This is a genomic window from Arthrobacter sp. SDR-2R, assembly GCF_057747955.1.
The window spans coordinates 198,420-217,770 of record NZ_CM173231.1; the positions used below are offsets into that span (position 1 = coordinate 198,420).

The 19,351-nt window shown below is 67.4% G+C and carries 21 protein-coding genes; 10 read left to right on the forward strand and 11 right to left on the reverse strand.

Annotation, left to right across the window (positions count from 1 at the left end):
• Positions 1–41 precede the first annotated feature (41 nt).
• On the forward strand, positions 42–1,124 hold the full coding sequence (locus AC3ANU_RS00955) for a diacylglycerol/lipid kinase family protein (protein WP_018770273.1): 1,083 nt from the start codon (positions 42–44) through the stop codon (positions 1,122–1,124).
• A 67-nt stretch (positions 1,125–1,191) separates the two neighbouring features.
• Here the strand turns inward: AC3ANU_RS00955 and AC3ANU_RS00960 are convergent, their stop codons facing one another.
• The 3 genes from AC3ANU_RS00960 to AC3ANU_RS00970 form a co-directional block, all read right to left on the reverse strand.
• Positions 1,192–1,395, reverse strand: coding sequence for a hypothetical protein (locus AC3ANU_RS00960; protein WP_056388420.1), 204 nt, complete (start codon positions 1,393–1,395; stop codon positions 1,192–1,194).
• Positions 1,396–1,489: 94 nt separating this feature from the next.
• Complete coding sequence (gene pheA / locus AC3ANU_RS00965) at positions 1,490–2,470, reverse strand: prephenate dehydratase (protein WP_134165318.1); 981 nt, start codon at positions 2,468–2,470, stop codon at positions 1,490–1,492.
• Positions 2,470–2,796, reverse strand: coding sequence for a rhodanese-like domain-containing protein (locus AC3ANU_RS00970; RefSeq protein WP_056388424.1), 327 nt, complete (start codon positions 2,794–2,796; stop codon positions 2,470–2,472). Before AC3ANU_RS00970 ends, pheA begins: the two co-directional genes overlap by 1 nt.
• Positions 2,797–3,005: 209 nt before the next feature.
• Between AC3ANU_RS00970 and AC3ANU_RS00975 the strand changes: the two genes are divergently transcribed.
• The 5 genes from AC3ANU_RS00975 to AC3ANU_RS00995 all read left to right on the forward strand — a co-directional run bounded on the left by AC3ANU_RS00975 (position 3,006) and on the right by AC3ANU_RS00995 (position 6,484).
• Entirely contained in the window at positions 3,006–4,415 is a 1,410-nt protein-coding gene (locus AC3ANU_RS00975) for an amidase (protein ID WP_488315259.1), read from the forward strand.
• A 148-nt stretch (positions 4,416–4,563) separates the two neighbouring features.
• Positions 4,564–4,788, forward strand: coding sequence for a hypothetical protein (locus AC3ANU_RS00980; RefSeq protein ID WP_056388427.1), 225 nt, complete (start codon positions 4,564–4,566; stop codon positions 4,786–4,788).
• Positions 4,789–4,919: 131 nt separating this feature from the next.
• Positions 4,920–5,123, forward strand: a complete 204-nt coding sequence (locus AC3ANU_RS00985) for a hypothetical protein (RefSeq protein WP_018770279.1) — start codon at positions 4,920–4,922, stop codon at positions 5,121–5,123.
• Positions 5,124–5,374: 251 nt separating this feature from the next.
• Positions 5,375–5,839, forward strand: coding sequence for a LapA family protein (locus tag AC3ANU_RS00990; protein ID WP_134165320.1), 465 nt, complete (start codon positions 5,375–5,377; stop codon positions 5,837–5,839).
• A 63-nt stretch (positions 5,840–5,902) separates the two neighbouring features.
• Positions 5,903–6,484, forward strand: coding sequence for a dihydrofolate reductase family protein (locus tag AC3ANU_RS00995; RefSeq protein ID WP_224084200.1), 582 nt, complete (start codon positions 5,903–5,905; stop codon positions 6,482–6,484).
• A 64-nt stretch (positions 6,485–6,548) separates the two neighbouring features.
• Here AC3ANU_RS00995 and AC3ANU_RS01000 read toward each other — a convergent pair whose 3' ends face one another.
• The 3 genes from AC3ANU_RS01000 to AC3ANU_RS01010 are packed head-to-tail and all read right to left on the reverse strand — an operon-like array spanning position 6,549 to position 10,700.
• Positions 6,549–8,063, reverse strand: coding sequence for a carboxyl transferase domain-containing protein (locus AC3ANU_RS01000; protein WP_223993370.1), 1,515 nt, complete (start codon positions 8,061–8,063; stop codon positions 6,549–6,551).
• Between the two features lies 1 nt (position 8,064).
• Entirely contained in the window at positions 8,065–9,273 is a 1,209-nt protein-coding gene (locus AC3ANU_RS01005; RefSeq protein WP_488315260.1) for a CaiB/BaiF CoA transferase family protein, read from the reverse strand.
• 59 nt (positions 9,274–9,332) lie between these two features.
• Positions 9,333–10,700: an SLC13 family permease gene (locus AC3ANU_RS01010; RefSeq protein WP_488315261.1), complete on the reverse strand. Its 1,368-nt coding sequence runs from the start codon at positions 10,698–10,700 to the stop codon at positions 9,333–9,335.
• A 136-nt stretch (positions 10,701–10,836) separates the two neighbouring features.
• Here AC3ANU_RS01010 and AC3ANU_RS01015 point away from each other — a divergent pair, with 136 nt between their 5' ends.
• Both AC3ANU_RS01015 and AC3ANU_RS01020 read left to right on the forward strand, forming a co-directional pair.
• Positions 10,837–11,535: a FadR/GntR family transcriptional regulator gene (locus AC3ANU_RS01015; protein WP_488315262.1), complete on the forward strand. Its 699-nt coding sequence runs from the start codon at positions 10,837–10,839 to the stop codon at positions 11,533–11,535.
• A 122-nt stretch (positions 11,536–11,657) separates the two neighbouring features.
• The gene (locus AC3ANU_RS01020; protein WP_488315263.1) at positions 11,658–13,103 is read left to right on the forward strand and encodes a purine-cytosine permease family protein; all 1,446 of its coding nucleotides are present in this window, start codon (positions 11,658–11,660) and stop codon (positions 13,101–13,103) included.
• An 83-nt stretch (positions 13,104–13,186) separates the two neighbouring features.
• Here AC3ANU_RS01020 and AC3ANU_RS01025 read toward each other — a convergent pair whose 3' ends face one another.
• Both AC3ANU_RS01025 and AC3ANU_RS01030 read right to left on the reverse strand, forming a co-directional pair.
• Positions 13,187–13,648: a DUF4190 domain-containing protein gene (locus AC3ANU_RS01025; protein WP_056388438.1), complete on the reverse strand. Its 462-nt coding sequence runs from the start codon at positions 13,646–13,648 to the stop codon at positions 13,187–13,189.
• 35 nt (positions 13,649–13,683) lie between these two features.
• Complete coding sequence (locus AC3ANU_RS01030) at positions 13,684–14,256, reverse strand: LysE/ArgO family amino acid transporter (protein WP_488315264.1); 573 nt, start codon at positions 14,254–14,256, stop codon at positions 13,684–13,686.
• 95 nt (positions 14,257–14,351) lie between these two features.
• Between AC3ANU_RS01030 and AC3ANU_RS01035 the strand changes: the two genes are divergently transcribed.
• Positions 14,352–15,278, forward strand: a complete 927-nt coding sequence (locus tag AC3ANU_RS01035; RefSeq protein ID WP_488315265.1) for a LysR family transcriptional regulator ArgP — start codon at positions 14,352–14,354, stop codon at positions 15,276–15,278.
• On the opposite strand, the gene AC3ANU_RS01040 is transcribed toward AC3ANU_RS01035, so the two are convergent.
• A complete protein-coding gene (locus AC3ANU_RS01040) occupies positions 15,238–16,194 on the reverse strand; it encodes a nuclease-related domain-containing protein (protein WP_488315266.1) in 957 nt (318 codons plus the stop codon). The genes AC3ANU_RS01035 and AC3ANU_RS01040 overlap by 41 nt on opposite strands.
• A gap of 240 nt (positions 16,195–16,434) precedes the next feature.
• On the opposite strand from AC3ANU_RS01040, the gene pgm reads away from it, so the two are divergent.
• Complete coding sequence (pgm, locus tag AC3ANU_RS01045; protein ID WP_018770291.1) at positions 16,435–18,099, forward strand: phosphoglucomutase (alpha-D-glucose-1,6-bisphosphate-dependent); 1,665 nt, start codon at positions 16,435–16,437, stop codon at positions 18,097–18,099.
• Here pgm and AC3ANU_RS01050 read toward each other — a convergent pair.
• Both AC3ANU_RS01050 and AC3ANU_RS01055 read right to left on the reverse strand, forming a co-directional pair.
• Positions 18,096–18,608 carry a 2'-5' RNA ligase family protein gene (locus AC3ANU_RS01050; RefSeq protein ID WP_488316004.1) on the reverse strand — a complete coding sequence of 171 codons (513 nt, stop codon included), beginning with the start codon at positions 18,606–18,608 and terminating at the stop codon, positions 18,096–18,098. The two genes, pgm and AC3ANU_RS01050, sit on opposite strands and share 4 nt — an antisense overlap.
• A 133-nt stretch (positions 18,609–18,741) precedes the next feature.
• Positions 18,742–19,347 carry a malonic semialdehyde reductase gene (locus tag AC3ANU_RS01055; RefSeq protein ID WP_488315267.1) on the reverse strand — a complete coding sequence of 202 codons (606 nt, stop codon included), beginning with the start codon at positions 19,345–19,347 and terminating at the stop codon, positions 18,742–18,744.
• Between the last annotated feature and the right edge of the window lie 4 nt (positions 19,348–19,351).

The following is a 19,351-nucleotide window of genomic DNA, read 5'->3' on the forward strand; positions in this document are numbered from 1 at the left end:
GTGCCCCCACGCGCCGCCCGCACGGCTACTGTTGAAGCACCATGAGCGACTGGATTCTCTACCTGCTGATTGCGGTGGCGCTTGCCTTCGCCACGTCCAGCTGGTGGGGGGTGCGCCGCCTCAAAGCACTGCATATGCGCAGCACCGTGGCGGGGGAAGTTTACGACTCCGGGCTGGCGCAGCAGCGGGTGGCCGTGGTCCTGAATCCAATCAAGGCGCGGGCCGGGGAAGCGAGGGAAATCATCCAGCGCGCCTGCCTGGCAGCCGGGTGGGAGGAGCCTGTCTTCTTCGAGACGACGGCGGAGGACCCCGGCTTTTCCCAGATGCAGGCCGTCCTGGCCGGCAAGCCGGACGTCGTCCTTGCGGGCGGCGGCGACGGTACCGTCCGGGTGGTGGCCGAGGCCCTGGCGCACACGGACATTGCCATGGGTTTGATTCCACTGGGTACCGGCAACCTGCTGGCGCGGAACGTGGACCTGGATGTGAACGACCTTCACGGCAACGTCCAGACAGCACTCTTCGGCCGCCAGCGCTACATCGACACCGCACGGATGGCCATCGAGAACTCCCGGACCGGCCACTACTCCGAGCACATCTTCCTGGTGATCGCCGGGATAGGCATGGATGCCGAGGTCCTGGCCGACACCAATGACGGGTTGAAGAAGGCGGTGGGCTGGCTCGCGTACACGGAGGCGGGCGTACGCCACCTGCCGGGCCGGCGAAAGAAGGTTTCCATTGCGCTGGACGGAAACCCGGAGCAGGTAAGGAATATCCGCAGTGTGCTTTTCGCCAATTGCGGCCTTGTCCCCGGCGGCATCGACCTGATCCCGCAGGCCATGATCGACGACGGCATGCTCGACGTTGTGGTGATGAGCCCCCGCAGCGCGCTGGGGTGGCTGCTGATGTACGTGAAAATCATGTTCAAGCACAGCGGCAAGCTGCCCATCATGACCGTTTACCGGTCAGGCAGGGTGGTGATCAAGTGCCCCGAACCCATGCCCACACAGCTCGACGGCGACACCTCGGGTGAAGCCACGCAGCTCACCGTCCAGGTTCTGCCGCGGTCACTCCTGGTCCGGGTCAAGCGGGACGTCCATGGCAGCAGTGCCACGGCGGTGCGTTAGCAAAGGTGCGTTGACAAAAGAGCGCTGACAGCGCTGTTACGTGACAAAAGCAAGAGTGCTGCGCGGCTCAGGCGCTGGCCTGCTTCTTTGCATCGGCGGCCGCCTTGGCGGCAGCGTGGGCTTCAGACTGCTCGCGGATCATGGCCTGCTCTTCCTCGAAGCGCAGGCGGTCGGCGCGGTCAGCGTCATCCCCGTCCCAGTCCTGGTTGTCAGCGGTCGGCTTGGGGTTGACGATCATCCCCTGGCCGTCGTTCTCAGTGCTGCTGGTCATGACCCTCTCCCTTCGTCAGGGGCCATACCCCGTGTGGATCAAGCAAGCATACGCATTGTCCGCAGCCCGCGGAAGTAGTTCCCAAGCCATTTGCCTACGCTCTGGGCGAAGCTGCGGAACCGGTTTCACCTGCGACGGATTCTGCATCGAGTATGGATTCCACCCATGATTGGGCCGCAGAGAACGCCGCGTCGGAGACATAGGCCGGGACCGGCGTCTGCTGCTTGTCTGCCCTGGCGTACGAGCCAAGGAAACGCGTCCCCGGGCTGATGCGGTGCAGCCCCGCCAGCGCGTCGGCCACCCTCGCCTCGCCTGCGTGGCCGTCGGCATCAATGCTGAAGAAGTAGTGTCCCAGGTACTGGCCCGTGGGCCGGGACTCGATCCGGCTGAGGTTGACGCCGCGGCTGGCGAACTGGTCCAGGATCTCCATCAGGGCTCCGGGACGGTCCTCCGGAAGCGGCACCACCACCGTGGTTTTGTCCGCACCGGTCCGGGCCGGCAGGGCCCCTGGCAGGCTCACCAGGATGAAGCGGGTGACCGCACCCGGGTTGTCACCGATATCCTCCGCCAGCACGGACAGTCCAGCATGTTCGCTGGCCACCAGCGGCGCGCAGATGGCCGCGTCGTAGTGGCAGTCGGCCGCCAGCAACCCCACGGCCGCGGCGGCGGTCGAGGAGCCGGGAACGTATTCCGCATCGGGTATGTTCTTGTCCATCCACAGCCTGCACTGGGCCCAGGCGTGGCCGTGCGTGGAAACGCGCCGGACATCTTCCAACCGAGCCCCGGGACGGGTTACCAGGACAAAGCTGATGGGAATCAGGACCTCGCGGATGATCCGCAGTTCCTGGCCGGTGGCGATGGCGTCCAGCGTGGCCGTGACACCGCCCTCCACGGAGTTCTCGATGGGGACCATGGCGGCGTCGGCCGCACCTTCACGAACCTTCCCAAGGGCGGAGTTGACGTTCGACGCCGGGATCCTCACCGCCTCAAGGGCATCGGGTACCTGGAGGAGGGCAGCCTCGGTGAAGGTGCCTTCCGGACCCAGGAACGTGTAGGTGCGGGAAGTACCGGCCACTAAAGCACCAACGGCTTGAGTCCGTTGTCCGAAACCAAAGGTTTGCCGGCCTCCAGCCACTGGTCCATCCCGCCCGAGACGTTGATGGCGGAATATCCCTGCCCCGTGAGCCATTGGGCAACGCGGAAGGAGCGGCCGCCCGTACGGCAGATGACATAGAGGTCCTCGTCCGGATCGAGCTCACCCAGCCGGGCCGGGATCTGGTCCATGGGGATGTGGAGTGCGCCGTCAGCGTGGCCGGCGACCCATTCGTAGTCCTCCCGGACGTCCAGGATCACCGCGTCAGCGGGAATGTCATGCACGGGGACGGTATCGAAGTCACTCATCGGAGTCCTGTCTTGGCGGATCAGATTCAGGTTTAAGCCTAGCTCTTCCGCCCCCTTCCACCGTGAACAGGTATGCAAAAAGCCCCGGGTTAGGCTGGTGAAGCCCAAGGAGGTTTTCATGTCCCAACAGCCCGCCGCCCTCCCCGCACCCCCGGCTCCGGCCGCCCGCACGGAACGGCCTGCCGGTGCGCAAACGGAGTCCCGGTTCCGTGACTGAACTCCATGAGCTTTCGGCACTGGCCCTGCGGGACCTCCTGCGGAGTGGAGCAGTGTCCGCCGCGGAGGCCGCCGCCCATTTCCTGGCCCGGACCGGCCAGCGGAACGCCCTTCTCGGCGCCTTCATCACCGTGACCGCGGAACAGGCCATGGACCAGGCCAAGGCGGCCGATGCCGTGCATGCCCGCGCCGACGCCGATGACCTGCCTGTGCTGCACGGCATGCCCCTTGCCTTCAAGGACCTGACGGACGTGGCCGGGGTGGTGACCACGCACGGCAGTGCCGCCCTTGACCACAAACCCGCCCCCGCCGACGCTCCGCTGGTGTCCCTCTTCAAGGATGCCGGCGTGGTTTCGCTGGGCAAGACACAGGTACCTGAATTCGGACTGACGGCCTACAGCGAAAACCGCTTCGCACCGCCGTCGCGCAATCCCCATGCACCCAGCAGGAGTTCGGGAGGTTCGTCCGGCGGCAGTGCAGCGGCCGTGGCAGCGGGGCTGCTGCCTTTCGCTCCGGGGACCGACGGCGGCGGGTCAGTCCGCATCCCGGCGGCAGCATGCGGCCTGGTGGGCCTGAAGCCGGGCCGAGGGCTGGTGGCAGCCGGGGAAAGTGCCGGCGATCCCGCGCGGCTGGTGGTGCCCGGTCCCCTTGCCCACAGCACGGAGGACGCGGCGCTGATGATGGACGTCCTGGTCCCGGGAAACCACTACCTCCGGGCAGTGCAACAAGAGGAGCCGCCGCGGCTGCGGATCGGCGTCACCCTGGACAGCCCGTGGTCCGGCACGTTTCCCTTCACGCCCGAACAGGAAGCCCTGGACGCGCTCCGTGCCGGTGAGGCCCTCCTGGAACACGCCGGCCACAGCCTGGATGATGCATCCGTCCGCTACGACAACCGTTACCCGGATGCCTTCACGACGGCGTGGACCGCCGGGGTGGGCGCAGCCAGGATCAGTCCGACGCGTGAAGCTCTGCTGGCCCCCTTGACGCGGACCTTCCGCCGTCGGGCACAGCAGCGCAGCCCCGCCAAGCTCGCAGAGGCACTGGCATTCCTGCGGCAGTTCCAGCATGACACGGTGGCGCAGTACGGGCAGTGGGACCTGATGCTGATGCCGGCCCTGGCGCAGACGCCGCGGCCGGTGGGATGGTTCACCGGCACGGCGCATGGCGGGGAGCGCTGGCCGTCGGCGCAGTGGCCCGGGGACGCCGACGGCGACTACCGGAAGCAGTGCGAATACGCCCCGTGGTCCTCCATGGTGAATGTGTGCGGCCTGCCGGCCATCACCGTTCCCGTGCACTGGACCGGGGGTAGCGCCGGCAGTGGACTTCCCATGGGAATCCAACTTGTTGGCCCCATGGGCTCCGAAGCCCTCCTCCTGCAGGTGGCCCACCAGCTGGGCTACTAGGGAAACTTCGGGAAGCTTCGCCGGAGGGCAGATGTTGACCTGCTCCTAACACCGGCTTAATCCGCTGGTAACCCTGGCGGCGCACACTTGAAGGAGCACCTTTCAACACCCTCCATTCGCCCTCCGCCCGATGAGGAGTTGCCCCACCATGAACGTTGAACACCCTGCCCCAGGCACCGAAGCCACCATGACGGCAGACGACGGACGTCCAGACATGAGCAACTCGAACGTCAGGGAAGACCTGGCGATGACAGGCCGGTGCGCGCTGGTCCACCTGCCCACGGGACGGACCTGCCTCCTCCCCCTCCGGCATCAGGGGCCCTGCGAGTTCCACCGCCCGCAGGAGGCACAGGACGTGGTTGACGGCGCCTGACAAGCGCGGACATCACTCATGCGGCCGCTGAGGCCTCTGGTGCGTTCGCTGCCCCTGGACTGCGTTGGCATATCGACTCCCCCGCCAATCAGGAGGACGATTAAAGGGCAGTCACCATGAGGAGGTCTGTGATGTGCTACGCATCGAACAAGGACTTCGGGTGGGGCGCCAGGAAAGAAACCAAGCGCCGGCCTGAAGCCGAAACGGAAGCCCCTGCGGAAACTCCGGAGGAGCCGGTCAAGGCACCGGACTTCACGTTCTGGGCCTTCCCCAACTGGCGCAGGATGCCTGCGCCCCGCACCCCCTCCGCCGAACGGAGCAAGGAGAGGGTCTGACCCGGGCGGTGAGACCCGGGCCGGGCTGACCGGACCGAAAATGGCCCGGCCAGACTGCCGGAAGGAGGGGTTCTCACGTGAGGGCCCCTCCTGGCCGACGGCTCCCCCGCACCCTTTCCCTGCGCAGGTCATTGCGCCGGTCATGACGCAATTCCTAACGCAGGACGCGGTACCGGTCGTTGTGCCGCGTCAACCGGGGCGTCTATGGTTAGACAATAAGCATGCTTAGCATTTTGGGAAAGGGGACGGACATGAGCGCAGGACAGTACACGCCAGGGCCGGAAGGCCGGCAGGAACCGGATGCCACCACGCCGTCGAACGCAGCGCAGCCATCGGGAGACCGGGCCGCAACCTACGGCGGCGCGCCGTCCTACGCACCGGACGCAGGGGGAACAGTCGGAACAACGGGGACACCGGCCACCGGGACAGCGGCGACGGGCCGTGGAGTCCCTGAACGCAAGGTCACCCGCGCCGGAGTCATCTGGGCAGGTGTCGTGGCATCCTTGGTGCTCCTGATCCTGCTGATCGTCTTCATCCTGCAGAACCAGGACCAGGCCCTGGTCCGGTTCCTTGGTTTTGAGGGGTCCGTCCCGCTGGGGATGGCACTGTTCATCGCTGCCGTATCAGGCGGCGTCTTGGTGGCCGTGGCAGGCGGAGCGCGCATCCTGCAGCTGCGCAGGAACGCCCACCGGACCAGACTCCAGTCCAGGAGGTAGTCCCTTGGCAGCGGGTGCCGCCCGCCGCCGCGGGCGCTTCCCGCGACGGAAAGGCTGACCGCAGTGGGCAAGGTCGTGGTGATGAACCATGTGACGCTCGATGGCGTCATGCAGGGACCGGGGCGCCCGGACGAAGATCCCCGGGGAGGATTCACCGGCGGCGGCTGGGCCGTTCCGCGTGCCGACCAGGCGACGGTCCAGAAGATGGGCGGGCGCATGGGCGCCGGCCACGCCTTCCTCTTTGGACGGCGCACCTACGTGCAGCTCCTGTCGTCATGGAACGCCCAGGGCGGTCCATTCAAGGACGCCCTGAACAACACGCCCAAGTACGTCGCCTCCGGTGACCCCGCCTTGAAGCTTGAGTGGCCAAACTCAACGCTCCTTCGCGGGGACGTTCCGGCGGCTGTGAAGGAGCTCCGGGAAACCTTCCCCGGGAACCTCGTGATCATGGGCAGCGGAGTGCTGATCCGCAGCCTTATGGCGGCAGATCAAATCGACGAGTACCTGCTCATGATCCATCCCCTGGTGCTGGGCAACGGTCACCAGCTTTTCACCGGGGCAACAAAAACGCCGCTGCGGCTCCTCGAAGCCGCACACACCGCCACGGGCGTCATTATGGCCCTCTACGTGCCGGACCAGCCGTAGGAAGCGCCGGAACCGATACTCCGGCGCCTCCCGGGCCTGCCCCCCCACGACCAAGTGGCAACCGTCAGCTGCCGCCGAGGGATGCGAACTTCCGCGCCCGGGCAGCCACGAGTTCCGGCACGGGAACGCCGGCCACCGAGCCCAGCTCAAACTCAATCGCCCGGGCCATCCGGGTGCAGAATTCGCGCGGCTCCAGAGAAGCATCGTCCCGCTCATCCACAATGTGGTCCACCAGGCCGTTCGCGTACAGCGCGGCCACGTTCACTCCCTGCGCCTGGGCCATGGCCGGGGCGAACGCGGTGGTCCGGTGCACAATGGCGCTGGCACCTTCCGGAGGAAGCGGTGAAAGCCAGCTGTGCTGGGCCGCGATGGTCCTGTCCGCGGGCAGCAGTGCCAGGGCACCTCCCCCGGCGCCCTGGCCAAGCAGCACGGAGACCGACGGCGATTCCAGACCGATCAGTTCGTGCAGCGAGCGCGCAATTTCGCCGGCGAGTCCGCCCTCCTCCGCCTCCTGCGACAAAGCAGCGCCCGCGGTGTCGATCACGGTGAGCAGCGGCAGCCGCAGTTCCTCCGCCAGCTTCATGCCGCGGCGCGCCTCCCGCAAGGAGCCCGGTCCCATCCCGGCGGCGTCCTTCCGAAGCGGGCGGGCGTGGCCCAGGACGATGCAGGACTGGGTGCCAAAGCGCGCCAGTGCCAGCAGCAACCCGGGGTCCTTCTCCCCCTGTCCGGTTCCGTTCAGGGGGAGAGCGTCGGTGGCGCCGACCTTCAGCAGCTGGCGCAGGTCCGGCCGCCGGGGACGCCGGGAGATCCCGATGGACGTCCAGGCGTCAACTGTTGAAGGCCGGACGTTGAGGGTCTCGGGAGGGGCAGGGCGCGCAGCCACCGGACCCCCGGGAGAGAGGATGTCCAGTGCCCGGCCCACCAGGTCTGCAAGATCGCCGGGTTCCACCACGCCGTCGATCAGTCCCTTGTGGAAGAGGTTCTCCGCCACCTGCACGTTCTCCGGGAACGCCTCGCCGTACAGCGCCTCGTACACCCGGGGACCCAGGAAGCCCAGCAGGGACCCAGGTTCCGCCACGTTGATATGGCCCAAGGAACCCCACGATGCCATGACGCCACCGGTGGTGGGGTGCCGCAGGTAGACCAGGTACGGCAGCCCGGCCTGGCGGTGCGCCCGGACGGCGCCGGTGATCTTCACCATGGACAGGAACGCGAGCGTCCCTTCCTGCATCCGGGTTCCCCCGGACGCAGGCCCGGCCAGCAGCGGCAGCCCCTCCGCGGTGGCGCGTTCGACGGCGGCAACGATCCGTTGCGCCGCCGCGTGGCCGATGGAGCCGGCCAGGAAGGAGAATTCGCTGACGATCAGCGCAACGCGGCGGCCGCGGATGAGGCCGGCGCCGGTGACCACCGACTCATCGGCGCCGCTGCGTTCGCGCGCTTTTGCCAGGTCGCGGGCGTACTCGTCAGAGACGTCCGGCTGCTCCGGTTCGGTGTCCCAGGAGACGAACGAGCCCTGGTCCACCACGGCGTCCAGCAGTTCGGTTGCGTTCAGGTGCCGCACCTTTTCCCTCGTCGGCATGCTATTTGGCCCCCGCCGTTACAGAAGCCAGGCCCAGCCACTCGCGGATTGCCGGCCCGTCCTCGTCCAGCAGCGGCGGTGCATCGTGCTGGGTGGGGGTGGTTTCGGCCGCATCCCCGGGAGCGAAGAACCGCAGCGGCGGGCCGGGCAGGCTCACTTTTCCGAGCAGCGGGTGGTCCACATCCACCACCAGCCCCTGGGATGCCACCTGCTCCCAGGCGTACACCTCGTCCAGCGAGCGGACCTTCCCTGCCGGGATCCCGACGTCGTTCAGTTTCGCCAGCAGTTCCGCCGCACCGTAGCCGGCGAAGGCGCGTTCGACGGCGGCAATCACCCCCGCACGGTTCCGCACCCTTTCGGCATTGCTGGCAAAGCCGGGGGCACCCGGCTCCAGGCCAAAGGCCGCAGCAAAGGACGCCCACAGCTTCTCGCTGCCGACGCTGATCTGTACGCTGCCGTCCTTGCAGTTGAACAGGCCGTAGGGGGCGATGGACGGGTGGTGGTTGCCCTGAGCCTGGGGAACTTCGCCTGCAACGGTGGTCCTGGTGCCCTGGAAGGCATGGACGCCGATCAGCGATGCCAGCAACGACGTGCGTACCACCTTGCCCTGGCCGGTCCGGGTCCGCTCCACCAGCGCCGCGAGCACGCCGAAGGCGCCGTTCATCCCGGAAAGCAGGTCGGCAATTGGAACGCCGACGCGCTGGGGGTCGTCCGGCCCTGACCCGGTGAGGGACATGAGTCCGGCCTCGCCCTGCAGGATCTGGTCGTAGCCGCTGCGCTGGGACTCGGGCCCGTCGTGGCCAAAGCCGGTGATGGACAGGATCACCAGCCGCGGGTTGAGCTCATGCATCGCCGCGGTGGAGAAGCCCAGCCGGTCCATGACCCCGGGCCGGAAGTTTTCGATCACCACGTCCGCCCGCTCCAGCAGGCCGCGGAGCACCGCCTGCCCGTCGCCGCTCTTCAGGTCCAGGCTGATGGACTCCTTGTTGCGGTTGCAGGACATGAAGTAGGTGGACTGGAGGTCGTCTTCGGGGCCGACGAAGGGCGGCCCCCAGCCGCGGGTGTCGTCACCGGTTCCGGGGTTCTCCACCTTGATGACGCGGGCGCCGAGGTCCGCCAGCATCATGCCTGCGTGGGGTCCGGCCAGTGCGCGGCTGAGGTCGACGACGGTGTGCCCGGCCAGGGGGCCTTGGCGGTTCTCGGTGCTCATGGTTTGGGTTTCCTTTCTGGAACGGGTGGCGGACGGCCGCCGGTGTGGGGCAGCGGCAGCTAGAGCCAGCCGGGCACCACCAGCGCCAGCCATGCCAGGACGGGGCCGGCCACGATCACGATGCCGCTGTAGCCGAGGATCCGCTTGTAGAACTGGTCCTTGTCCACGCCTTCCGGGGCATTGGCCAGAACCAGCGCGCCGTTGGTGGAGAACGGTGAGACGTCCACGATGGTGGCGGACACTGCGAGGGCGCAGATGACGCCGACGGCGCCGATCTCGCCGGTGGAGAGGAACGGAACCGCGAGCGGGATGAGCGCTGCAAGGATGGCGGTGGAGGAGGCAAAGGCGGATACCACGGCACCGATGAAGCAGATGATGAGGGCGGCCAGGAGCGGCATTCCCATTCCGGCAACGCCGCTGGAAACGAACTTGATGGTTCCAGCTTCCTCCAGCACTCCGACGAACGTCAGCATGCCGCAGATCAGCAGCACGGTGGACCAGCTGATCTTGTTGATGGCCCCCTTCTGGGCTGCGGGTGACGCCAGGGCCAGCACAATGGCGATGGTGATGGAGACGAAGCCGACGTCCATCTTGAAGCCAAGGGCCACGACGGCCAGCACGATCAGGCCTGCAATGGTGACCAGCTGCGGAATCCGCTCTTTGCGCTCCTTGGTGGCCGCGACGCCGTCGCCTGCGGGGTCCCTGGGACCGTACATGCCGGAGCCGAAGCCCTTGAAGGGGACGTCGGCGCCGGCTTTGGCGCCGACGCTGACGGCCATCCGTGCCTCAGCTGCCTGCTCCACGAACTGTCCCACCTTGGAGGACATGAGGTTCCTGCCGCCGAGGACCACGAAGAGCACCAGTGCGATGACCAGGTTGAAGATGAAGCTGGACAGGAACAGCGCGGTGGGGCTGAAGGCAAGGTCCGTCTTGGCCAGGATGCCGTTGACGGTGACACCGTAGACGGCGATGGGCGAGAAGCCGCCCGCCTGCGCGCCGTGGATCACCATCATGCCCATGAGCAGCGGGCTGATCTTGTACTTGCCGGCGAAGCTCAGGGCGATGGGGGCAATGATGGCGACGGCGGCGGGAGACAGGGCGCCCACGGCGGTGATGACGGCGGTGATGGCGAACATGACCCACGGGATGAGGGCAACGCGGCTGCCCACCAGGCGGACTGCGCCGCGGACCAACAGGTCGATGGTTCCGTTGTTCTGCGCTATGGCGAACAGGTAGGTGACGCCGACGATGGTGAGGAAGAGGCCGCCGGGAAAGTTGGCCAGGATCTCGTTGGTGGACATGCCCAGCACCAGGGCGCCGAGCAGGAACGCGCCGACGAAGGCGAGCGCGCCCATGTTGAGGGGCAGGACGGTGGCGAGCAGGAACATCGCCGCGAGGATGATGATCGATAAGACAGGAGCGGACATCGTTGGTCCTCCGTTGGGGGAAAGAAAGAATGTGACGTGAGTTACTGGCTCACTGGACTAGCCTCTTAGACAGTGAGTCTATCTGTCAATAGACGAAGGAGGTATTCTGGTCCCTACGACCCCGAGGGAGGGCTTTGTGGAGAAGACAGCACGGCTGGGCCTGGAACGCGTCACGCGGCCCCGGCTGTACGAGCAGCTGGTGGAGCAGATCCTCGCCTACATCGAGTCCGCCCAGCTCCGGCCGGGCGATCTCCTGCCGGCGGAGCGCGACCTTGCCGAACGGCTTGGGGTTTCCCGCGCCACGCTGGCGCAGGCGCTGGTGGCCCTGGAAGTGCTTGGCGTCATCGACGTGCAGCACGGCACCGGCGCAGTCCTGGCCCGGCGGCCCAGCGTAGCCTCGGTCATCAAGGGCCTGCGCGAGCACCAAAGCCGGCTGCCCGAAATCGTGGAGGCGCGCAGCACCCTGGAAGTGAAGCTTGCCGCCCTCGCCGCCGAACGCCGGACCGGCCAGGACCTTGCCGCCATCGACGATGCCCTGGACGTCATGGCCAGGGAAATCAACGACGGCGACCGCGGCACCCACGGCGACGAACTGTTCCACCAGGCCATCACCGCGGCAGCACACTCGTCCGTCCTGGCACAGCTGATGGCCTTCATCGCCGAGATGATCCTGGAAACGCGGATGGAGTCGCTGGGGCAGCCCGGCCGGCCCGAACAGTCCCTGGCGTCGCATCGGAAAATCGCCGATGCCGTCCGGGCCCAGGACGCGGCGGCGGCCGCGGACGCCATGCTGGCGCACATCGAGCTTGTCTCGGACGTGGAGCTGCTCCGCTAGCCAGGCCGCGCGACACGCGGAGGCGTCTGGTTTCCCGGACAGCAGGACCCGGTTGCGGGTGTTGGCCGGCCGCCAAACCCGGTGTGATGGACCCTACGTTTCCATCACTGAGGAGTTAGGCCATGGCCGGAGGCAGTACCGCCGTTGAGGCACGATCGATCGACATGATCCCACCGGGCGAGCGGCACGGACACCCGCGCGGCCAGTTCACCCTGTGGTTTGGTGCCAATGCCCAGATCACCGCCATCGTGGACGGCGCCCTGGCCGTGGTGTTCGGCGCGGACGCCTTCTGGGCAATAGTGGGCCTGCTGGTGGGAAATGTGCTGGGCGGCGCGGTCATGGCCCTCCACTCAGCCCAGGGTCCCAAGCTGGGCTTGCCGCAGATGATCTCCAGCCGCGCCCAGTTCGGCGTCTACGGGGCCGTGATTCCGCTGGTGCTGGTCATCCTCATGTACGTCGGGTTCGCCTCAACAGGCACCGTCCTCTCGGGGCAGGCGATAAACCTCATGCTGGGAGTGGACGCGCCCGCCGTCGGAATCCTGGTCTTCGGTGCCGCAACGGCCCTGCTGGCCATCCTGGGGTACAAGTACATCCACGCGCTGGGCCGCATCGCCACCGTACTGGGCCTGGCAGGCTTCCTGTACCTGACCCTGGCGGTTGCCACCAAGTTCGACATCACCCAGGTGATGATGGTCAAGGGCTTTGAATGGCCCACGTTCCTCACCGCCGTTGCCCTGGGTGCCGGCTGGCAGCTCACCTTCGGCCCATACGTTGCCGACTACTCCCGCTACCTTCCCGCGGACACCTCGGAACGGAAGACCTTTTGGTACACCTTCGCCGGCTCGGTGGGCGGGGCGCAGTGGGCCATGACCCTGGGCGCCCTGGCCGGCGGACTCTCCGCCGCCAAGCTGGGCGGGGACTTCCTGAAGAACCAGGTGGGCTACATGGGCGATCTCGCCGGCGGCGGGCTGATCGCCATCTTCATCTACCTGATGATCGTCACCGGCAAGCTGACGGTTAACTGCCTGAATGCCTACGGCGCCTTCATGTGCGGCGTGACCATCAGCACCGCCGTCAACCGGAGGGATACCGTCTCCAAAGCCGTGCGGATTGCCTTCATCGTGGCGGTAATCGGCGCCAGCGTGCTCATCGCACTGTTCGCCAGCAAGGATTTCCTGAACCTGTTCAAGAACTTCGTCCTCCTGCTGCTCATGGTCTTCACGCCCTGGTCCGTGATCAACCTGGTGGACTACTACAAGGTCTCCCGGGACCGGCTGGACATCCCCGCCCTCTACAACCCGGACGGCCGCTACGGCCGCTGGAACGTGGCCGCCCTGGTTTCCTATGGAATCGGCGTCGTCATCCAGGTCCCGTTCCTGGCGCAGGCGCTGTACACGGGCCCCGTCACCAAGCTGCTGGGCGGCGCGGACATTTCCTGGCTGGTGGGAATCGTTGCCACCCTGGCCGTCTACTACCCCTGGGCCAAGGCCACCAACCGCGCGCCGGCGGAGACCATTTACCCCGGGTATCCGGTAGAGGTGCCCGCCACCGCAGCAGTCAAGGGGTAAGGCACGACGGCGGCAGAAGGCACGATGGCGGCACGGGCGCAGGTGCCCGGCCGCCGTCGCCGTGCTTTCCCAGCCGGCCAGGGCTAGAAGGTGCCCGTATTGGAACCGGCGGTGCCGGCGATGGCCAGGCCGATGATGAGCAGCAGCCAAAGGGCGCCGTAGCCCAGGAGGCACAGGTAGCCCAGCACCAGGCCGGTGATGGACATCCCCCTGCCGGAGGGTTCGCGCCGGAGGGCCAGGTGGCCGGTGATGATGGCGGCAAACTGCGGAAGCAACAGCCAACCCGTGATGACCGAGGCGATGCCGCAGACCATGCTTGCGATGCTCAGGGTCTTCGCTTCCACCGGCCGGCCATAGTAGGACGGCTGGCCGAAATACTGCGGCTGGCCGTACTGGCCCTGGTTGTAGGAGCCCGGGTTGTACTGGGGCTGGCCGTACTGTCCCTGCCCGTACTGTCCCCGTCCGTACTCGGCCGGCGGCCGGTAGCTGGGCCACGGCGAACCGTCACGCTGGTAGTCAGGCCCCTGGGATGGCTGGTTACTCATGGTTTCTCCCCTGCGGATCTCGGCTCCAGCCTACTTCAGTGCATGACCAGGCGGATGGCCAGGGCCAGCATCAGCACACCGATGGCAGCATCAATCCAGCGCCACGTTCGCGGGCTGCCGAGCACTCCAGCCAGCGCGCGTGCCCCATACCCCAGGGCGGAGAACCACAGCACGCTTCCGGTGACTGCGCCTGCGGCAAAGACCCAGCGCAGATCGGCTCCCTGCTGGTTGGCGAGGCTGCCCAGCAGCACCACGGTGTCCAGGTAGACGTGCGGGTTCAGGAAGGTCAGGGCGGCCGTGGTGGCGATCACCGAGTTCTTCGACTTGGGCGCCTGCTCCGCCAGGGTGGAGGGTTTAACCGCCGCCATGAAGGACCGCGCGGCGAACCACAGCAGGTACGCGGCGCCGGCCCAGCGCAGGACTTCCAGCGCCTCGGGGAACCGGGTGACCAACGCCCCGATGCCGGCCGTGCCAGCGACGATGAGCAAGGCGTCGCCGGCCATGCAGACGGCCACTACCGCCCCGATGTGCTCGCGCCGGATGCCCTGGCGCAGCACGAAGGCGTTCTGGGCGCCGATCGCCACGATCAGCGCCATCCCGGTGAGCATTCCCGTTATTCCAGCAGTCCACATACTTACTGACGGTAGGATCCGCATGACATACAGGCAAATTAATGATTCTTGGTATTCATTAGGATGTCTTCATGAATCTTGAGCACCTGAAGGCCCTGGTGGCTGTCATCGACGAAGGAACGTTCGAGGCAGCGGCCGATCTGCTCCGGATCACGCCGTCCGCCGTGAGCCAGCGGATCAAGGCACTGGAAGCGTCGGTAGGCCAGGTCCTGGTCCGCCGAAGGCTGCCCTGCACGGCCACCGACGCCGGCGCGCTGCTGCTGCGGATGGCCCGCCAGGTGCAGGTGCTGGAAGCGGAGACGGCGGCGGCACTGGGCGCAGGGTCGCCGGCCCGGGCCCAGCTGCCGGTGGCCGTCAACGCGGACTCACTGGCCACGTGGTTCGTCCCCGTCCTGCATCAGGCCGCCGCGTGGGAGGACTCAGCCCTCGATCTCCACGTTGAGGACCAGGGCTACAGCAGCCAGCTGCTCCGCGAGGGCGAGGTCATGGGAGCGGTGACGTCGGACCCTGTCCCGGTGAGCGGGTGCAGGGTGGAACTGCTGGGCTCCATGCGGTACGTTCCGGTGGCCACCCCCGGGCTGCGCCGGCGGTTTTCCGTGTCCGGCGGCGTGGATTGGGCGGCAATGCCGGTCCTGAAATTCAACACGAAAGACAACCTGCAGGAGCAGCTGCTCACGGCCAGGAGCCTGCGGCAGCTTCCTCCAACGCACACCGTCCCTTCGTCCCAGGGATTCCTCGCGGCAGTCAAAGCCGGTTTGGGCTGGGGGATGATTCCGGAGCTCCAGCTCACGGACGAGCTGGAGTCCGGCGCCCTGGTGCGGCTCGAGGACGGCCCCCACCAGGACGTGGCCCTGTACTGGCAGGCCTGGACCCTGGACTCGGAACGGCTCAACCGGATGACCGGAGCAGTCCGCGCGGCCGCCAAAGACCGGCTGCTGCCAGGAGATGCGCCGGAGGCTAGCGGCCCAAGTAGGGCAGGATATAGACGGCAAAAATGACGAAGGCCGCCAGCAGGGCAAGCTTCCCTCCACTGGTGCCGCCATGCTGCTGCGCTTTGCCGTTCCTGCCGCGGCGCGCCGATCCCGCCGACGCCCCGGTCCGCGTTCCGGCCGGCGCTCCCGCCCTGTGCCCTGTGGGTTGTCCTGCCTTCGTTCCGCGCGGGGGGAGGGCCCGCCCCGCGGGGTGCCGGGATGCACTTTGGCTGCGGCCCGTTTCGTCCGGGGAGCCGGGCTTCCCGCGGGGAGTTGCTGCGGGGCCGGCCGGGGGCAATGCTCCCGCCGGGCGCACCACGGTTCCCGGCCGTACGCTGCGAAAAGCGGTGATGCCTGGTTCCTGTTCATGGGTGAGCTGCTGGCCCAGGTGCGCGTACAGGCCCACCACTGTTTGCTGGTCGAGCACGGCCGGCAGCGCTTCGATGGCTCCCACCACCCGCTGGGAACCGGCCACGGCAACGTCGGATTCAGTCACCCCGAAAAGGTCGGGCTGCGCGGACATGCAGATGAGTGGACGCACCAGGCGGCGGTGCGGCGGAGTCAGCACCGAGGCCACGGCAGCACACTGGGCCAGGGCCCCTTCCACTGCCTGGGTCCGCGCAAAGCGGCCCTGCCACAGCACCCCGGAAGCCACCCGCACCTCACCGGTCCAGTTCTTCGAGTCGATCACCACCACGCCGCCGGGGCCCACCAGGACGTGGTCAAGGTTCGCTTTGGGCCGGCCGGGCCAGTGGACATCGTGGAGGACGTACCAGCCGCGCGGGACCAGTTCGCTGAGCTTGTCGGCCACCACCCGCTCCCCTGCGGCGCCGGCGTCCCACGCCTTCGTGGAACGTTCGGCCTGGTCGAGTTGGCGCTTCAGCCTCGCAACGCGCTCGGCAGCCAGCCTGGACTGCTCCGCTGCCCCGTCTCCTGCCCCCATTGGACGTCCCCGTTTCCTAGCCGGACAGGACTCCGGCGGCGGCCCGCCGTCGTCCGTTCCTTTCCCTTGTTTCCTGGAATTTTTTGAAAGGTAGCAGGGCGTCAAAGGGCCGGTATATAGGTACTTTCCGGGCCGGGTACTCAGGTGGACTACTTGGTTTGACGAGCACATTGCGCGTCACAGGGTCCGGATTATGGGCGGGTCGTTTGGACTCCTGCCAGGTTCTGGCATGCTGGAGCCATGGCTAGCCGCGCGGGTACAGTTGCCCAACCCCAGGACCTTGTTGACATCACTGCGCTTCTTGACGCGTATTACGACGTTGCGCCGGACCTGGGTGATCCCGGCCAGCGCGTCGTCTTTGGCACCTCCGGGCACCGGGGCTCCAGCCTCAAGGCCTCGTTCAATGAACAGCACATCGTTGCCATCACGCAGGCAATCGTGGAATACCGGGCTGCGCAGGGCGTCACCGGCCCGCTGTTCCTGGCCAAGGACACCCACGCACTGAGCGAGCCCGCGCAGAACTCCGCGCTGGAGGTGCTCGCCGCGAACGGCGTCCAGGTCCTCGTCGACGCCAGGCACGGCTACACCCCCACCCCGGCGCTGAGCCACGCCATCCTGACCTACAACCGGAAAGCCGCACCGGGCGCCCCGCAGGCCGACGGCATCGTGGTGACCCCCAGCCACAACCCGCCCGGCGACGGCGGCTTCAAGTACAACCCCCCGCACGGTGGCCCGGCGGACTCGGATGCCACCGGCTGGATCGCCAACCGCGCCAACGAGCTGCTGGAGAACGGGCTGCGCGGCGTGAAGCGGATCCCGCTGGCGGACGCCCAGGCCGCAGACACCACCGGCAAGTTCGACTTCCTGAGCAGCTACGTGGACGACCTTCCGTCCGTCCTGAACCTGGACGCCATCCGCAATGCCGGAGTCCGGATCGGTGCCGATCCCATGGGCGGCGCGTCCGTGGACTACTGGGGCGAGATCGGCGAGCGCCACCACCTGGACCTGACCGTGGTGAACCCCACGGTGGACCCGCAGTGGGCCTTCATGACCCTGGACTGGGACGAGAAGATCCGCATGGACTGCTCCTCGCCGTCGGCCATGGCGTCGCTGATCCAGCGGATGTCCGACGCCGCCGCCTCCGGCCAGCCCGCATTCGACGTGGCCACGGGCAACGACGCCGACGCCGACCGCCATGGCATCGTCACCCCGGACGGCGGGCTGATGAACCCCAACCACTACCTGGCCGTCGCCATCGACTACCTCTACCGCAACCGCAGCGGCTGGAACCCCGCCTCGGTGATCGGCAAGACGCTGGTGTCCTCCTCCATCATCGACCGCGTGGCCGAGAGCCTGGGCCGCAAGCTCGTTGAGGTGCCCGTTGGCTTCAAGTGGTTCGTTCCCGGCCTGCTCTCGGGTGAAGGGGCGTTCGGTGGCGAGGAATCCGCCGGTGCCTCCTTCAACAAGCTGGACGGCAGCGTCTGGACCACGGACAAGGACGGCATCCTGCTGGCACTGCTGGCCTCGGAGATCACCGCGGTCACCGGCAGCTCCCCGTCCCAGCTGTACAAGGGGCTGACGGACCAGTTCGGCGCCCCCGTCTACGCCCGGATCGACGCCGCCGCCACCCGCGAGCAGAAGGCTGCACTCGGCAAGCTGTCGCCGTCGGACGTTACCGCCACGGAACTGGCGGGCGAGACGATCACCGCCAAGCTCACCGAGGCGCCAGGGAACGGCGCGCCCATCGGCGGCCTGAAGGTGGTCACCGAAAACGCCTGGTTCGCGGCGCGCCCGTCCGGCACGGAGGACGTGTACAAGATCTACGCCGAGTCCTTCAAGGGCGAGGAACACCTGAAGCAGGTGCAGGCGGAGGCCAAGGCGCTGGTGGACAGCGTCATCGCCTAGTACTGCGAAGGTTCCTGGCTCCACAACCGGAGGATGCGCCTGATGGCGTGGTCGCCGCCGGGCGCCATGTCCACCAAAGCCACGCGGTCAAGCACGACGGCGTCGCCCCGGTGGAGGCGCTTGGCGTCCGGGCCTGGGGTGGCCTGGTGGGAGACGTGCGGCCGGTAGCCGGACAACGTGTGGCGCGGCGTGAGGATCCTGCCGCCCGCGTCCACCACCACCTGCACCAGCCGCTCATGCAGTTCCTGCAGGGCGTGGTGCGGTTCCACCAGGTTGACGGGGACGGACCCGTTGCGGCCAAAGGCGGCGTCCTCCCCCACGGTCAGCTCCGCGCCAAGCGCTGCGTTGGCCGGCCCATCTGCAAGCGCGGCGATGCTTTGGGCGACGTCGGCACCGTCCGCGGCGGCGTCGAACCTCACCAGGGTGACGTGCAGCGGCCACTCCGTCCGCAGAAAAACCTGGCCGTCCGCCACCGGTTCCACGAAGGCCACAAAAATGAGGTTCCGCATCGGCATACGCCCAGTCTCCCACCGGCCCACCTCCACGCCTCTGACGCCCCATCACATCCCGCCCAAAAAACCCAAACGCCCCATCACCAGGTGATGGGGCGTTTGGAGAAAAGGCGCAGGAAGTGATGGGGCGTCAGACGGTGCGGACAGCCTCGTCGTAGGAGAATTTGGGCTTTGCCTCGCCCCAGGCGTCCTCGCCCGGCTGGCCGATGTTGACCACCAGGAAGCTCTTCTGGTCGCCGGCCGGGAAGAAGGCGGCGTCGATGGCGTTGAAGTCAGCGCCGGTCATGGGGCCGGCGGCGAAACCGAGCGAACGGACGGCCAGGATGAAGTAGCCGGCCTGCAGGTGGGCATTGTTGTTGCCCATGGCTGCGGCGAGCTGCGGGTCGGCGTCGTACATGGCCTTGGGGGCGTTGTAGCCGGGGAGGAAGTCGTCCCACTTGCCGGCCCAGTCGGTGTCGTAGCTGAGGATGGCCACCAGCGGGGCGGAAGCCGTCTTGGCCTGGTTGCCGCGGGACAGGGCATCCACCAGGGTGGCGCGGGCCTCGGGCGAGCGGACATAGGTGACGCGCAGCGGCTGGGAGTTGAACGCGGTGGGGCCGAACTTGGTGAGCTCGTAGATGGCCTGGGCCTGCTCCTCGGTCACCTCGCCGGTGAAGGAGTTGGCGGTGCGGGCCTGGGCAAAGATGGCGTCCACGGCTGCCGAATCGATAACCGCTTCTTCGTGGGCAATGGTCATTGGC

Bases quoted from the DNA above. Each gene is read 5' to 3' on its own strand.
- AC3ANU_RS00955 (WP_018770273.1), top strand. From the start codon at position 42: ATGAGCGACTGGATTCTCTACCTGCTGATTGCGGTGGCGCTTGCCTTC.
- AC3ANU_RS00960 (WP_056388420.1), bottom strand. From the start codon at position 1,395: ATGACCAGCAGCACTGAGAACGACGGCCAGGGGATGATCGTCAACCCC.
- AC3ANU_RS00970 (WP_056388424.1), bottom strand. From the start codon at position 2,796: ATGAGTGACTTCGATACCGTCCCCGTGCATGACATTCCCGCTGACGCG.
- AC3ANU_RS00980 (WP_056388427.1), top strand. From the start codon at position 4,564: ATGAACGTTGAACACCCTGCCCCAGGCACCGAAGCCACCATGACGGCA.
- AC3ANU_RS00985 (WP_018770279.1), top strand. From the start codon at position 4,920: ATGTGCTACGCATCGAACAAGGACTTCGGGTGGGGCGCCAGGAAAGAA.
- AC3ANU_RS00990 (WP_134165320.1), top strand. From the start codon at position 5,375: ATGAGCGCAGGACAGTACACGCCAGGGCCGGAAGGCCGGCAGGAACCG.
- AC3ANU_RS01000 (WP_223993370.1), bottom strand. From the start codon at position 8,063: ATGCCGACGAGGGAAAAGGTGCGGCACCTGAACGCAACCGAACTGCTG.
- AC3ANU_RS01005 (WP_488315260.1), bottom strand. From the start codon at position 9,273: ATGAGCACCGAGAACCGCCAAGGCCCCCTGGCCGGGCACACCGTCGTC.
- AC3ANU_RS01010 (WP_488315261.1), bottom strand. From the start codon at position 10,700: ATGTCCGCTCCTGTCTTATCGATCATCATCCTCGCGGCGATGTTCCTG.
- AC3ANU_RS01020 (WP_488315263.1), top strand. From the start codon at position 11,658: ATGGCCGGAGGCAGTACCGCCGTTGAGGCACGATCGATCGACATGATC.
- AC3ANU_RS01025 (WP_056388438.1), bottom strand. From the start codon at position 13,648: ATGAGTAACCAGCCATCCCAGGGGCCTGACTACCAGCGTGACGGTTCG.
- AC3ANU_RS01030 (WP_488315264.1), bottom strand. From the start codon at position 14,256: ATGCTCACCGGGATGGCGCTGATCGTGGCGATCGGCGCCCAGAACGCC.
- AC3ANU_RS01035 (WP_488315265.1), top strand. From the start codon at position 14,352: ATGAATCTTGAGCACCTGAAGGCCCTGGTGGCTGTCATCGACGAAGGA.
- AC3ANU_RS01040 (WP_488315266.1), bottom strand. From the start codon at position 16,194: ATGGGGGCAGGAGACGGGGCAGCGGAGCAGTCCAGGCTGGCTGCCGAG.
- pgm (WP_018770291.1), top strand. From the start codon at position 16,435: ATGGCTAGCCGCGCGGGTACAGTTGCCCAACCCCAGGACCTTGTTGAC.
- AC3ANU_RS01050 (WP_488316004.1), bottom strand. From the start codon at position 18,608: ATGCGGAACCTCATTTTTGTGGCCTTCGTGGAACCGGTGGCGGACGGC.
- AC3ANU_RS01055 (WP_488315267.1), bottom strand. From the start codon at position 19,347: ATGACCATTGCCCACGAAGAAGCGGTTATCGATTCGGCAGCCGTGGAC.